1 pseudogene is annotated in these 244 nt (G+C 45.9%); it reads right to left on the bottom strand.

Features of this window, described 5'->3' with window-relative positions:
- Positions 1-244: pseudogene (locus tag Q4528_RS15455) on the bottom strand (MFS transporter); the annotation flags it as partial.

The following is a 244-nucleotide window of genomic DNA, read 5'->3' as shown; positions in this document are numbered from 1 at the left end:
CTTTTCGGTAATTAGGTAACTGGCCGCCCACAAACCGGTACCCGCCTCTAAAGAGCAATAACAGAAAAAAGTGAGTAGCTGTAGTTTCACACCTTTAATCTTTAAGGCACTGCTATTGCTGATTAAAGCTTGCGGCTCGCCACCAGCTCTTAATGCTTCACTGGCGGCTTTTTTCCATAAAGGGAGTGCCAGTAAAAGCACGGCCACCAAAGCAAACTGAATGTAAGAAATGGTGGTGTAACCC

The sequence above is a fragment of the Staphylococcus pasteuri genome, assembly GCF_030547725.1.
Lineage (GTDB): Bacteria > Bacillota > Bacilli > Staphylococcales > Staphylococcaceae > Staphylococcus > Staphylococcus pasteuri.
This window is presented reverse-complemented; position numbering and strand designations above follow the sequence as displayed.